The organism is Streptococcus ictaluri 707-05 (assembly GCF_000188015.2).
Taxonomy (GTDB): domain Bacteria; phylum Bacillota; class Bacilli; order Lactobacillales; family Streptococcaceae; genus Streptococcus; species Streptococcus ictaluri.
The window spans coordinates 83,274-96,658 of record NZ_AEUX02000005.1 but is presented as its reverse complement, the minus strand read 5'-3'; the positions used below and the strand labels follow the sequence as shown (position 1 = coordinate 96,658).

General features: G+C 39.3%; 12 protein-coding genes and 2 pseudogenes. 6 read left to right on the top strand and 8 right to left on the bottom strand.

The window, feature by feature from the left end:
• Positions 1 to 49: 49 nt before the first annotated feature.
• The 5 genes and pseudogenes from metG to STRIC_RS03705 form a co-directional block, all read right to left on the bottom strand.
• Positions 50 to 2,053 (bottom strand): methionine--tRNA ligase, encoded by a 2,004-nt coding sequence (gene metG, locus STRIC_RS03725; protein WP_008088538.1) that lies wholly within the window; start codon positions 2,051 to 2,053, stop codon positions 50 to 52.
• A gap of 139 nt (positions 2,054 to 2,192) precedes the next feature.
• Positions 2,193 to 2,900 (bottom strand): annotated as a pseudogene (locus tag STRIC_RS03720) (YoaK family protein).
• Positions 2,901 to 3,214: 314 nt separating this feature from the next.
• A complete protein-coding gene (locus STRIC_RS03715) occupies positions 3,215 to 4,885 on the bottom strand; it encodes a hypothetical protein (RefSeq protein ID WP_008088558.1) in 1,671 nt (556 codons plus the stop codon).
• A 180-nt stretch (positions 4,886 to 5,065) separates the two neighbouring features.
• Positions 5,066 to 6,202, bottom strand: coding sequence for an L-lactate oxidase (lctO, locus tag STRIC_RS03710; protein ID WP_008088140.1), 1,137 nt, complete (start codon positions 6,200 to 6,202; stop codon positions 5,066 to 5,068).
• A gap of 196 nt (positions 6,203 to 6,398) precedes the next feature.
• The gene (locus tag STRIC_RS03705; RefSeq protein ID WP_008088183.1) at positions 6,399 to 7,916 is read right to left on the bottom strand and encodes an L-lactate permease; all 1,518 of its coding nucleotides are present in this window, start codon (positions 7,914 to 7,916) and stop codon (positions 6,399 to 6,401) included.
• 309 nt (positions 7,917 to 8,225) lie between these two features.
• On the opposite strand from STRIC_RS03705, the gene STRIC_RS03700 reads away from it, so the two are divergent.
• The 6 genes from STRIC_RS03700 to STRIC_RS03680 all read left to right on the top strand — a co-directional run bounded on the left by STRIC_RS03700 (position 8,226) and on the right by STRIC_RS03680 (position 11,819).
• On the top strand, positions 8,226 to 9,053 hold the full coding sequence (locus STRIC_RS03700; RefSeq protein ID WP_008088646.1) for an exodeoxyribonuclease III: 828 nt from the start codon (positions 8,226 to 8,228) through the stop codon (positions 9,051 to 9,053).
• Between the two features lie 109 nt (positions 9,054 to 9,162).
• Positions 9,163 to 9,984: a Cof-type HAD-IIB family hydrolase gene (locus STRIC_RS03695; RefSeq protein WP_008088114.1), complete on the top strand. Its 822-nt coding sequence runs from the start codon at positions 9,163 to 9,165 to the stop codon at positions 9,982 to 9,984.
• Complete coding sequence (locus tag STRIC_RS12600; protein WP_008088248.1) at positions 9,977 to 10,252, top strand: LacI family DNA-binding transcriptional regulator; 276 nt, start codon at positions 9,977 to 9,979, stop codon at positions 10,250 to 10,252. The genes STRIC_RS03695 and STRIC_RS12600 overlap by 8 nt, the downstream gene beginning before the upstream one ends.
• A gap of 29 nt (positions 10,253 to 10,281) precedes the next feature.
• Positions 10,282 to 10,908: a type 1 periplasmic-binding domain-containing protein gene (locus STRIC_RS03690; RefSeq protein WP_008088463.1), complete on the top strand. Its 627-nt coding sequence runs from the start codon at positions 10,282 to 10,284 to the stop codon at positions 10,906 to 10,908.
• A 105-nt stretch (positions 10,909 to 11,013) separates the two neighbouring features.
• Positions 11,014 to 11,391: a glyoxalase/bleomycin resistance/extradiol dioxygenase family protein gene (locus STRIC_RS03685; protein ID WP_008088339.1), complete on the top strand. Its 378-nt coding sequence runs from the start codon at positions 11,014 to 11,016 to the stop codon at positions 11,389 to 11,391.
• 11 nt (positions 11,392 to 11,402) lie between these two features.
• Complete coding sequence (locus STRIC_RS03680; protein ID WP_008088151.1) at positions 11,403 to 11,819, top strand: VOC family protein; 417 nt, start codon at positions 11,403 to 11,405, stop codon at positions 11,817 to 11,819.
• 63 nt (positions 11,820 to 11,882) lie between these two features.
• Here the strand turns inward: STRIC_RS03680 and STRIC_RS03675 are convergent, their stop codons facing one another.
• The 3 genes and pseudogenes from STRIC_RS03675 to STRIC_RS03665 form a co-directional block, all read right to left on the bottom strand.
• Positions 11,883 to 12,236, bottom strand: coding sequence for an arsenate reductase family protein (locus STRIC_RS03675; protein WP_008088026.1), 354 nt, complete (start codon positions 12,234 to 12,236; stop codon positions 11,883 to 11,885).
• Positions 12,233 to 12,768: pseudogene (locus tag STRIC_RS03670) on the bottom strand (methylated-DNA--[protein]-cysteine S-methyltransferase). Before STRIC_RS03670 ends, STRIC_RS03675 begins: the two are co-directional and overlap by 4 nt.
• A 110-nt stretch (positions 12,769 to 12,878) precedes the next feature.
• A complete protein-coding gene (locus tag STRIC_RS03665) occupies positions 12,879 to 13,379 on the bottom strand; it encodes a GNAT family N-acetyltransferase (RefSeq protein WP_008088626.1) in 501 nt (166 codons plus the stop codon).
• Positions 13,380 to 13,385 lie beyond the last annotated feature (6 nt).

Sequence of the window (13,385 nt, the reverse complement as noted above, 5' to 3'; positions counted from 1 at the left end):
TATGGCAATAGTTTTATATACAATATATAGGGCTTTTTTGCTATCCTAGTTAGCCGATGATTGCACCATTTGGAACGGAAGGATCAACTGTTAAAACAGTTAACTTGCCATCATGTTCTGCCGATAGAATCATACCTTGACTGACATATTTTTTCATCATTTTACGTGGTTTGAGGTTGGCAACGATTTGAAGTTTTTTACCAACCAACTCTTGCTCATTTGGATAGAATTTAGCAATTCCTGACAAGATTTGGCGGTGGTCAGCATCTCCTGCGTCCAAGCGGAAACGAAGCAATTTGTCTGAGCCTTCCACTTTTTCCACTTCAATAACCTCTGCTACGCGAATTTCCACTGCATCGAAGTCTTCGAACTTGATTTGGTCCTTGCTTGACGTCAACTCGACCTCTTCTGGAATCCATTCTTTTTCGACAGGTGCTACTGAAGTAGCTGCCATCTGTTCCTTGATAAAGGCAATTTCTTCTTCCATATCCAAGCGTGGGAAAATCGGTTGCCCTTTAGCAATAACTGTCACATTATCTGGCATATTAGCTAGTACAAGATTTTCTAAATCAAACTCAGCTGCTAAGCCAAGTTGTGTCATAATAGCATTTGAGGTTTCCATCATAAACGGCTGAATCAGATGGGCTACCACACGAAGACTAGCTGCCAAATGAGCCATCACAGAAGCTAACTGATCCTTATCTCCTTCTTCTTTAGCCAAGAGCCAAGGAGCTGTTTCATCAATGTATTTATTAGCGCGTGAAATAATAGACCAAATCGCTTCTAGCGCACGTGGGTAGTCCACTGCTTCCATGTATTTGTGGTAATCAGCAATTTTTTCATCTACTAATACAGCCAATTCGTGGTCAAATTCAGTGACATTTTCCACGTATGAAGGCACTTGTCCACCGAAATATTTGTTAATCATGGCAACCGTACGATTAAGAAGATTTCCTAAATCGTTAGCCAATTCATAATTGATACGTCCCACATAGTCTTCTGGTGTAAAGGTACCGTCAGAGCCAACTGGTAGACTTCTCATCACGTAGTAACGCAGTGGGTCAAGGCCAAAACGCTCTACAAGCATCTCTGGGTAAACCACGTTACCTTTTGATTTAGACATTTTACCATCTTTCATAACAAACCAACCATGGGCAATTAAGCGTTCTGGCATTGGTAAATCAAGCATCATCAGAAGGATTGGCCAGTAGATAGAATGGAAACGTAAAATATCTTTACCAACCATATGGAAAACTGTGCCATTCCAGAAACGCTCAAAGTCAGTCGAATCTGCCTGACCATAGCCTAGAGCTGTCGCATAGTTAAGAAGAGCATCAATCCAGACATAAACCACATGCTTAGGATTTGACGGTACTTGAACACCCCATGTAAAGGTTGTTCTAGAAACCGCCAAATCCTCAAGACCTGGCTCAATAAAGTTTTTCAGCATTTCATTCATACGACCATCAGGCTGAATGAATTCTGGATGTTCATTAAAGAAGGTAACAAGTCTATCAGCATACTTGCTAAGACGAAGGAAATAAGATTCTTCTGAGACCCACTCTACCTCATGTCCAGAAGGTGCAATACCGCCAGTAACCTTGCCAGCCTCATCACGAAAAACTTCTTCTAATTGACTTTCTGTAAAGAATTCTTCATCAGAGACAGAATACCAACCTGAGTATTCCCCTAAATAAATATCATCTTGGGCAAGTAAGCGTTCAAATACATCTGCTACTACTTTTTCATGATAATCATCTGTGGTACGAATAAACTTATCATAAGAAATATCTAAAAGTGACCACAAGTCTTTGACCTCTTTAGCCATGCCATCCACATAAGCTTGAGGAGTGATTCCAGCTTCTTCAGCCTTAGTTTGGATTTTTTGACCATGCTCATCAAGACCAGTCAAATAGAAAACCTCATGATTCATCAAGCGTTTGTAACGCGCCAAAACATCACAGGCTATAGTAGTGTAGGCAGACCCGATATGGAGCTTTCCTGAAGGGTAGTAAATGGGAGTTGTAATGTAGAAGGATTTTTTCTCTGTCATCTTAATTTCCTTTCAAGGCTAATGAAACCTTTTTATAATGGCGTCTCAAAGAGACCTAACCAAACAGGCACTGACCTGCTCAGTTATCAGTAGTCCATTATACCATATTTTAAAAGGCAAAAAAACCAATTATCAGCTTTTAAGAGCGTCTAATTGGTTTAAGTTTCGATTGAATCAGGTAAAATTCTTGGGCCAATAAATAGTTAACATAAAAAAGAGGGATCAAAATGGGAGCTAGGGCACATTCTTTGTAGGTCAAAGACAAAACAGTTGAAGAAACTACCCCCAAAGCAAAGGCCAAAATAATAATAAGCGTGTTGCGGCCAATGTGAATCATCTCCTGGTTTTTCTCATAAATACCCTTGGTTAGCAAATAGGCCGCATTCTTGATATTACCGGTCATCATGACATTAGCATAACTAGCACCTCTAAGGGTCTTAAAGGTATCAACCTGAATCGAAGCAAAAAAAGCCAAGGCAGAAACCGTGAAAAAAGAAGATAAAAAAGGCGTCAACAAAGAAGTCACTAAAGCAATTAATGTCAAGATAAAGCTGGACAAAAGGTATCAATGCAAGCCATTTTTCTTAGCCCATCGATGCATAAAATAGGTAAAAGACTGACCTAACATAAAAACAATCATAGGCAATAGAAACTGCAAGGCCTCCTGAACTTCTTTTTGAGATAAACGAATGGCAAAGGACAATAAATTTCCCGTCTGGACACCGGCAAAACGCTTACCTTGCGTCATATAGGTAAAGGCATTGACGTAACCACTGATAAAACAAAGCATCATGGCACAGCGTAAGTCCTCATAGACTTGATATTTTTTCCGTTTTTTCTTGGACATGCGAACCCTTCTTCATTTTTTAATAGAAAAGAAAAAATACTGACCAACAGTATTTGCTCACTTATAGAAAACCTGATCCGACTAAGGAGTCCAAGCTTTAAATGCCTATTTAGTATAGCACATCAAACTATTCTATTCATGGTCTTTTAGGAGAGACATCTCCTTAGAAGCTTAAGAGTTTTATTAACTAATTGATTAGTTTTCAAAAGAAGCCTTAAAAAACCTCTGACAAGTTCATGATAAAACTGCCTAGATAGCAAAAAGAGTGGCGAAAGATATTCACCACTCTTTTTGCTATCCTACGGGATACTTTATTAATCTTGATTTGCTACCGTTTCGTCCATAAATCTGATAGTTTTAAGGAAATTCTCCTCTCCCAGTTCAGCTTCAAAATGATCTCCTGCTTTTAGGAAAGGCAAGCGATCTGGGCTGTCACTGCTAGCTTTGATTTTATAGATTTTCCCTTGGCTTTCAATATAATAGACTGTTGTGCCTGAAATAATCTGACTGACCACTTGCTCAACCTGACCAGAAATAAGGGTTACCTTCTTAGCAGAGCCATTCTTCATAGATAAACTACTGGTATCTTTGTCTGTAAATTGAGCTATTAAAGGTTGAATGTCATTGTTTACAGTAACTTGTTGGTAATCTTCGGCATCCACTAAAGCATAAGACTTAACCAAATCGGCACCATCTTTTAAGGAAATCAAATAATAAGCCTTGTTGTTCAATTTCACCAAGGTTGGTGCTGTCGCACGGTATTTCTTCTCTTGAACTTCCCCTTCAGCTGACTTCATGGCTGATCTTTCTGTCGCTGAGGCCAATTTATAATTGGTGATTTCTCTGGTTCTCATATTAACCAAGATAAAGCCTAGATTTGACGAGTCTGCTGTTGCTGAAGTAATACCTGTATAGAGATAGACATCTGAACCAATCGTAATATAATTATAGCTATCTGTAGTCTGTTTGACTCCGGTCTGACTAAAGACGGTGTTCCAATAACCTTTTTGATAAGTATAGTGGTCATTGACCCGCTCCAAAACATTTTCAGAAGAGTAAACCCTGTCCACCCACTTTGGAACAGACTTGAGATCGTATTTCTTAGATTTTCCAGTCACCGCATCTAATAAGATGACACCTGTCGGATCTGGTGAAGAAAGGCCAAATTTAGGAGCATAAGTGGTTGCCACGTAATAAGGATTACCCTCGTCATCCACTTCAAACGAAGGGTCTGAAAAAATAGTCATAGGATGTTGGAAACGAAGGTGTCTTAAGGTATCTCTAAAGAGGTATTCCGAATGCGAATATTTCATGGCTTGCTTGAGTTTCACTAGCTCAGCTTTACCAGTTGTTTGATTGACCTTGATATAGTAATCAATCCCGTCTTTACGATTGGTTACCCATTTCCAGAAGGATTTGTATTCTAAAGGGGAAACGCGAAAAGGCAATTTGCCTATGGTAATTTGGCGATATTCATCTGAAATACCAAATTGAGAAACCTTGTCAATAGTTCCTAGATAGGTGTCTCCAATCTTTTCAGCTGATTCTCGGTCAAGAAGTGCCAAGGTGGAGAGATCCGTTTCAGGAAAATCCTTGACAAAATCAGCATTCTTAACCTTAATAACATTGGCGTATGACTTTGCTCGAAAGATCCGACTATTAATAAAGGTCAAGAAACTTAACGCTAAAAAGATAAAGGCAATTGCCAAAAGACTAGCTTTTAGAAGGCCTTTGACCTCTCCAAAACGAAATCTTGATGTCACATCTTTTCGTCCACCTTGCTTAGGCCCTTGCTTTAATAGATCAGACAAAGAGTTTGAAAAAGAGCCAACAAAAACATTGATGATTAATAGAATCAAAAGAAAGATGATAAAATTCCAAAAGGCGCCACTCCAAATATTGAGTGGGGGCAATTTGGTCCAATAGTAAGTAGCAATCAGTAATAAACTAATTAAACCGACTCCTAGTCGTATCTGTTTTGTCATAAGTATCTCCTTTAATGTGTCTCCTAGCTTCTTAACCCCTATTATACCACATTGCAGCCCTAATACTTCACCCTTCTATGGGAATTAACCGCCATCAGTGATTTGCCTCAACTAAGCAAGTTCAATCAAAAAACACCGATACTTCTTGTGAAGCATTGGTGTCAAAGGAACTTTAATTGTTTAGTCTAATTTTAAGGCATTTTGATCAAATGGAATGGAAGAGTCATATGGATTGTGGCGAAGCTTGAAGTCTCTCACTTCTTGGATAGTTTGCGTACCAGCCAATTGCATAACCATCTTGAGCTCATCATTGAGTTTTTCAAAGACTTGGCGAGTTCCCATACTTCCACCCATAGCCAATCCATAAATAACGGGACGACCAAGTGCAACTAAGTCTGCACCTGAAGCGATGGCTTTAAAGATGTGTTGACCACGACGGACACCTGAATCAAAGACAATCGGAACACGTTTATCAACTGTTTCAGCCACTTCTTGCAAGGAATCAAAGGCAGCAGGTCCACCATCGAGCTGACGGCCACCATGGTTAGTTACCCAGATACCTGAAGCACCAGCATCAAGGGCACGTAGTGTATCTTCAGCACATTGTGGTCCCTTAACGTAAACTGGCAAACCTGAATACTGAGCAATGTATTCGACATCTTTAGGAGAAAGAGCTTGTTTTGCTGATTTATAAACAAAGTCCATTGTTTTACCAGCGCCGTTTGGCAGGTATTCTTGAACAATAGGCATGCCTACTGGGAAGACAAAACCATTACGTTTGTCAACCTCACGGTTACCACCAACAGTCGCATCTACGGTTAGGACGATTGATTTAACCCCTTCAGCTTTCAAGTGATCCATGATGTGACGGTTGATGCCATCATCTTTACTGTAATAGAATTGGAACCAGTGAGGAGCTCCGTTTAGGGCTGAGCTTATTTCTGGTAAATCAGTGGTTGAATAAGAACTAGTTGTGTAGATGGTTCCAAATTCACTAACCCCTTTAGCAGTTGCCACTTCACCTTGTTCATTGGCCAATTTGTGAGCAGCGACAGGTGCCATAATGATTGGAGAGGTTAAGGTATCACCATTAAAGGTGATTTGTGTACTTGGATTATCTACACCCTTTAGACCGTGAGGAACGATCAATTTATGGTTAAAGGATCTAATATTTTCATGTAGGGTAAAGGTATCCCCTGCACCACTGGCAATGTAGCCGAATGCTCCTTTAGGAATCACTTGTTGAGCCATTTTTTCTAAGTCAAAGACATTGATAAAGTCAACGCTGCCTTCAGCGCTACTTGTTTTATAGTCCATGACAAAGTCTGTGCTCTCTTCGGTTACAACTGTCTTAAATTCTATTTTAAATTCTCCTCTTTTTTAGATTGATTTGTTAGCGCTTTCAAATTATACATAAATTATATGTTAATGATTTTTTTATGTCAAAATATATGCTCACTATATTTTTAAATAAGATTAATAATAATAAGATGTTTAAAATATGATAGTCTGTTTAGATATAACCTAAAACTTTACCAAGTACATAAACCACCAAGCAAGTGATTAGGATGTAAAGCAAACAGAACTTCATGACTGCTTTTAAAAGTGTTCCTTCTTCACCTTCTAGTCCAATAGCTACTGCAGCTACGGCAATACTTTGTGGGGAAATCATTTTCCCTGCTGTGGCACCAGACATATTGGCAGCAGCGAGCCAGTAAAGGTTCATGTTCAAATTATTGGCAGCCTTAACTTGCAGTTCGCCAAATAAGACATTGGCTGAAGTATCACTTCCTGTAATAAAGGTCCCTAAGGAGCCAATAATAGGTGCAATGACGGGATAAAATCCACCAGTGACTGCTACTAAACTAACGGCAATAGTTCCAATCATGCCACTGTAACTCATGACTTTTGATAGAGCCACAATAGAGGCTACGATCACCATTGTTTTAGTCAGTTGCTTAATACTTTGCCATAAAATCTGGCCAATACGAGATAAGGATAGTCCTTGAATCAAACCAGCAATCATAGTAGCTAGAATAATCATGGTTCCTGGAGAGGTCAACCAATTGATTTTGTAGGGTTTGGCATGTTCTCCTGTGTAGACACTGATTTTTGTGGTGACACTAGCTAGTTTTTCATTAATGGCTGGGAAGAGCGAAGAACTTAGGATAATGAAGACAAAAACCAAAATAAATGGCAGAGCTTCAATAATCCCTTGTTTTAAAGTAATATCTGTTTTACTTACTTGTTCTGATTTGCGTTCAAAAACTTTAGCTAAAAGGATGGTAACAAAAATACAAAGAAGGGATCCAACAACAGATGGTAATTCTGCCCCTAGGTAGTTTGAAACGATAACTTGTGGAACCGCAAAAGCTAAACCAGAAGCTAGGGTGATCCAAAAGACTCCTTTAATCGAAGACACCCCTTTTCCTGCTAAAGCGACTAAGAAAAATGGGATTGCAGCAATCAAAATAAAGAGCTGCAAAGAAACAATAACCGACAGTTGTGTCACTTCCAGCTGTGTTACTTGTGCTAGGGTGGTAACAGGAAGCCCAATAGCTCCAAATGCCGTAGATGTGGTATTTGCGATCAAACAAATCAAGGCCGCTCGCATTGGCTTCATGCCAAGAGCCACTAAGATACTAGCCGGAATAGCAACTGCCGTACCAAATCCAGCAATTGCTTCAAGGAAACCACCAAATCCCCAAGCTAAAATGAGAACTAATATACGCTGATCCTTGGAAATACTGGTCAACAAATCTTTAATAACGGACATGCCGCCTGATGCGGTTGTGACATTGTAAGTAAAAACTGCTGCTACGATAATGTAAACAATAGGCCAAAAGCCCATCAATGCACCTTCTAGAGCGGCCGTTAAACTGTCCATAATCTGAAAATCAAAACCAAGTATACTAATCAGAATGGTTAAGAGTAATCCGATAAAACACGATAAATCGCCTCGAATCCGAAATACTGCCAGAGATAATATAAGCCAGGCAATAGGAATAATTGCAAGTATTGTCTGAAACATTGTTATATAATGACCTCTCTATTAAAAAGTAAGTGAAAGTTTTAATTTGTTAGCGATTACAAATATAGTTTAATTTTATAAAAGCTAATCTCTCCCGTCAAATTTAATGCTCACAACTTTTTTTAAAAATTGGAATTTGTGAATTTTTTCAGTCGAAATAGATGAAATCAGTCAGGGAAAAGCCTATAAAATCAAGCTCTGTTATACATCAGATAAGCCTGTAAAAAAATCAAAAATAGTCTTCACTCGCTTGCTCGTCTCTTTTTTGTTAGAATAAAATCAAGATTATCTTTTAGAAAGTGAACTCAAATGAAACTGATCTCATGGAATATTGATTCCTTAAATGCTGCTCTTACAGGAGAATCCCCTCGTGCCCTCTTATCACGTGCAGTTCTTGATACTTTAGTAGTTCAAGATGCCGATATTATTGCCATTCAAGAGACCAAACTATCTGCTAAAGGACCTACCCAAAAACATTTGGAATGCCTTCTCAGCTACTTCCCTGATCACTTACATGTTTGGCGATCATCGGTTGAGCCAGCTCGTAAGGGCTATGCTGGAACCATGTTTCTTTATAAAAAAGAACTCAATCCCATTATTACCTTCCCAGAAATTGGGGCTCCAACTACCATGGACGCTGAAGGCCGTATCATTACCTTGGAGTTTGATGATTTCTTTGTGACACAAGTCTATACACCAAATGCCGGAGATGCTTTGAGACGTTTGGATGACCGTCAGATTTGGGATCAAAAGTATGCTGATTATTTGGCACAACTAGACGCTCAAAAACCGGTCTTAGCAACCGGTGATTATAATGTCGCTCATAAAGAAATCGACCTTGCTAATCCCGCAAGTAATCGCCGCTCAGCTGGTTTTACCGATGAAGAGCGTCAAGGTTTCACCAACCTTCTCAATCGTGGCTTTACCGATACTTTTCGTTTCATGCATGGTCATGTGCCAAATGTCTACACTTGGTGGGCACAACGCAGCAAAACCAGTAAAATTAACAACACTGGTTGGAGAATTGACTATTGGTTAACGTCTAAACGCCTTGATGAGCGGATTCTGAAATCAGAGATGATTTCTTCTGGAGAACGCCAAGATCACACGCCTATTCTTTTAGAAATTGATTTATAAGATATCAACAATTTAGAAGCTTTCAAGAGCTTCTAAATTTTTTGCTTGACATGGAACGCGTTCCACACCTTATACTACTTTTACTTAGATGTTAAAGGAGATTCAAGCAATGACAATCAAAAAACTTTTTCTAGATATGGACGGAACCCTTTTAAATCGCCGGGGACGAGTGGCAACAAGTAATGCCCAACAAATCAAAGACGCTGAAATCCCTATTAGTCTAGTTTCTGCACGCGCTCCAATGGAGATGAAAGAAGCTGTTGAAGCTCTAAATTTGGATGGGGTTCAAGTGGGATTCAATGGTGGTATTATTTACCGCTTCGAAAAAGATAATTTAAAAGTGATTTCTGAGCTTCCCTTGGAGGAGCAAGATAGTCATATCTTAATCAAGCATATCCATGAAGCTTTCCCAGACCTCAGCCAATCCTACTACCACCGTGACCGATGGGTCACTTTTAAAGAAGATGCTGGAATCGACTACGAGAAACAACTGACGCTACAAGAGCCTCACATCCTACCAGTAGAGCAGTATCTTAATCCATCCGAAAAAATTTTTAAAATAATGATTATGACTTTTGATGATCTTCAAATGCAAGCTCTTAAAGAAAATTTGTTACAATTACCTTTAGACCGAGTTACCATCCAACAATCTGGCTCTTATTATTTGGAAATTACCCATAAAGATGCCGAAAAATCGAGAGGTATTGACTATATTTTGAAGCAAGAGAGTATCGCAAAAGAAGATTGTGCTGCCTTTGGTGATGGACATAACGATTTAGCCATGTTTGATCAGGTCGGTCATTCTATTGCCATGGCTAACGCTCATTTAGACGTTTTAAAAAAAGCCAATCATATCACCACTTCTAATGAAGAAGATGGAGTAGCTTATGGCATCTGGACTTATTTGATGAAAGAGAGGGTTCATGACTAGTATTCGCGATATCGCTGCTTTAGCAGGAGTTGCTCCTTCCACAGTGTCTCGTTATCTCAATCAATCAGGCTATGTTTCTCAAAAAACGGGAGAAAAGATTCAAACCATCATCGATGCCTCTGACTACAGTCCCAACTTGACAGCACGTGACTTGAGTAGAGGTAAGAATCATCGCATTGGTGTGATTATTCCACATACCAAACACCCTTATTTTATCGATATTATTCGTGGTTTAATGGCAGCTTCATTAGAGTCACAATCCAACTGACCTTTTTACCTTCCGATTATGATCAAGCCTTGGAACAGGACTATTTAGAGCAGTTAAAAGGTAAAGCATTTGATAGTCTGATTTTCAGCTCACGTAAAATTCCTGTGTCTATCATTGAAAATTACGCTAAATATGGACAGATTGTTTTACTAGAACCCTCAAAGTCCCCCCTTCTTTCTAGTATCTCTGTTGACCGCTCTCAAGGTTTGATGGCTCTATGCCAATGGCTTAAAAAACAAGACATCAAAAAATGCGCTCTGCTTTTTAGTCGCAAAAAAGAAACTAGTGTCACTTACAAGGCGACTATGAAGGCTTTTCACAATGTTTTTGGGAAGCAACAAGCCTTTGAAACCTACGGAAATATTTCTACCTACCAAGACGCTTATGACTTAGCGAAACTATTGGAAAAAGATTCAGAAATTGGAGCTATTATAGCCAATGGGGATGATGTTGCTGCAGGCCTTCTAACTTATTATCAAGAAAAAGGTTTGCGACTACCTCTTATAGTCAGTCAAGAAAGTCAACTGTCAGGGAAATTGTTAAAAATCCCAAGTGTTAATAACCATAGTTTTGAGCTTGGAAAAACCGCCTTTCAGTTAGCCACTCAAGTAACTTGTCAGCACCAAAGTTTAGACTCAGACTTTTTATTAAGATAGTAACTGTCACTCAAAAAATGGTGATGTTCAGTTAAATATTTTGTTAATCTAATTAACAAAAGGTATAATGACTTATCAAAATGGCTCTTAGAAATGGAGAAATACATGATTATCAAATCTACTACCATGCTTTACGTCGCTGACACCAAAGCTGCCCTTACCTTTTGGACTGAAAAAATGGGGTTTGTTCTCATAGATCAATCAACAAATGGTGACTCAACTTCTTACGAAGTAGCGCCAAGTGCTGAATCAGCCATTGCTTTTGGACTTCATGACAAAGAAACAGTTGCTAAGGCCAATCCAGGAATGCCTCTAGCTTTTCCTTCTTTACTTTTTTCAGTTGCCAATCTTGAAGAGGAATACCAAAGGCTAGATGATGCTGGTGTTACCATCAATCCCATTATGGAATACCAAGGCATGCGCCATTTTACCTTTACCGACAACGAAGGCCACTATATCGCTATTAGTCAACACAATGATTAAGGAGAACACACATGGTTACTGCAATTAACGTCTACCTGGTCACAAATGGAAATGGTAAAGAAGCTCTTGCTTTTTACAAAGAGGCTTTCAATGCTGACATTAAAAACCTGCTCTTTTGGAAAGATGCTGTTCCTGACTGCCCTCCTGAACGTCAAGACTTGGTCATGAACGCTCAATTAGATATCAATGGCATACACCTCGACCTTTCTGATGAAAACCCTGATTTTGATTACCAAGCTGGTGTCAATATGACCGCATCTATCATGGTGGACAATGTGAAAGAAGCCAAAGAACTTTATCACAAGTTAACAGTGAATGCTAAAGCCATTTCTTTACCACTTCAAGAGACCTTTTGGAGTCCTGCTTATGCCAACTTTACCGATCAATTTGGCATGATGTGGCAATTAAACACGGAAATAACAAACTAAAAAAGGATTCCTCGGAATCCTTTTTTAGTTTACTTTTATCTGTTATTGAAAGAGTGTTTAGTCTTATAAATTCAAGTCCTGATAAGGCTTACGGTAGCCCACTTGTAAGACTTTATCATCTTTGACCAGAATAGGTCGTTTGATGAGCATGCCGTCTTTGGCTAAAAGCTCTGCTGCTTGATCGATCGTCAAGCCATCGATTTTATCTTTCAACCCAAGTTGTCGGTAACTATTACCACTGGTATTAAAGAAATTTTTGATGCTATAGTCAGACGTTATCATCCATTTTTTGATGATTTCTGCTTTAGGAGGATTGGCTTTGATGTCAATAGTCGCTACATCAAGCCCTAGAGCTGACAACTCTTTTAAAGCTTTCTGACAAGTGCTGCACTTAGGGTATTGGTAAAACGTAATCATGTCGTCTCCTTTTGATAGGTTTCTTCGTGTCTTAAGAGCCAGTCTTTTCGGTCCAAGCCTCCCGCATAGCCTGTGTCAAGCCACCATCTGCACTTAGGACACGGTGACAAGGGATAAATAGGCTTAGTGGATTACGGCCAACTGCTCCTCCTACAGCTTGAGCAGAAGCACAGCCTAGGTCTTTAGCAATCTTGCCATAGCTTGTGGTCTCTCCATAAGGAATGGTCAGGAGTTTTTGCCAAACCTCTTTTTGAAAAGCTGTTCCATTTGGGATTAAGTAATCAGGAAGAGGCTGAATTTCCCCTCTAAAATAAGCGTCTAACCAGTCACTTGCTTGTTTTAGAATAGGATTAATACCCTTCACACACGCTTCTTCTAAACCATGGTGAAAATGTTTTTGATCCAAAAACCAGGCTCCAATTAAGGCTTTTTCAGAAGCCACCAAAGAGATAACACCCAAGGGAGACTGATAATACTGCTCAACTAAAGGCACCCAAAAACTCCTTTCTCTCTTTAAGACATCTATTGTCATTATAAAGAAAAGATAAGGGGAAAGCAATGGACAAGTTTAGTTGGCTAAGTAAAGGCTTTGATCTGAAAATCCAACAATCTCGTTTTTATCTCGTATAAAAGCATAACACCTTAGAGTTCTTTTAGTTTTTGATAAGCTAGTCGGACACCGTCTAATGGTACCTTGCCACAATAAGCATAACCAAGCTTCATCAAAAGAGCTTGCATAGCCACATTTTTCTCATGGGTATCACATCGAAAATCCCAATGTTTAGAATCTTCAATTAAGCCTTGTAAAAAGAGCTGAGCTAGTCCTTGCCCTTGATAATTCTTGGCGACGACAATACGGTGAAAGGTCACATACTGCTGGTTATCATTCTGCCACTGCCCCTCATAAATAGCATTATAGGCTGTTTCATTGCCATAAATGACAGCAGTGTAAGCTAACAAGTGACCCATTTGATCTTGCCCAACAAAAGCCCTAGATGTCAAAATATCTTCAAGGATGACTTGATCGTTTGGGTAACCATTTTGCCATTGGTCGCTCCCATAAGCAGCTATCTGTTCTTTGGCATGAGCTATCATCAACATAATCTCTGAGAGATCGTCTGGGGTGGCTAATCGTATCTGCATTATTTT

Excerpts from the sequence above, each read along its gene's own strand:
- metG (WP_008088538.1), bottom strand. The coding sequence starts at position 2,053 with ATGACAGAGAAAAAATCCTTCTACATTACAACTCCCATTTACTACCCT.
- STRIC_RS03715 (WP_008088558.1), bottom strand. The coding sequence starts at position 4,885 with ATGACAAAACAGATACGACTAGGAGTCGGTTTAATTAGTTTATTACTG.
- lctO (WP_008088140.1), bottom strand. The coding sequence starts at position 6,202 with ATGGACTATAAAACAAGTAGCGCTGAAGGCAGCGTTGACTTTATCAAT.
- STRIC_RS03705 (WP_008088183.1), bottom strand. The coding sequence starts at position 7,916 with ATGTTTCAGACAATACTTGCAATTATTCCTATTGCCTGGCTTATATTA.
- STRIC_RS03700 (WP_008088646.1), top strand. The coding sequence starts at position 8,226 with ATGAAACTGATCTCATGGAATATTGATTCCTTAAATGCTGCTCTTACA.
- STRIC_RS03695 (WP_008088114.1), top strand. The coding sequence starts at position 9,163 with ATGACAATCAAAAAACTTTTTCTAGATATGGACGGAACCCTTTTAAAT.
- STRIC_RS12600 (WP_008088248.1), top strand. The coding sequence starts at position 9,977 with ATGACTAGTATTCGCGATATCGCTGCTTTAGCAGGAGTTGCTCCTTCC.
- STRIC_RS03685 (WP_008088339.1), top strand. The coding sequence starts at position 11,014 with ATGATTATCAAATCTACTACCATGCTTTACGTCGCTGACACCAAAGCT.
- STRIC_RS03680 (WP_008088151.1), top strand. The coding sequence starts at position 11,403 with ATGGTTACTGCAATTAACGTCTACCTGGTCACAAATGGAAATGGTAAA.
- STRIC_RS03675 (WP_008088026.1), bottom strand. The coding sequence starts at position 12,236 with ATGATTACGTTTTACCAATACCCTAAGTGCAGCACTTGTCAGAAAGCT.
- STRIC_RS03665 (WP_008088626.1), bottom strand. The coding sequence starts at position 13,379 with ATGCAGATACGATTAGCCACCCCAGACGATCTCTCAGAGATTATGTTG.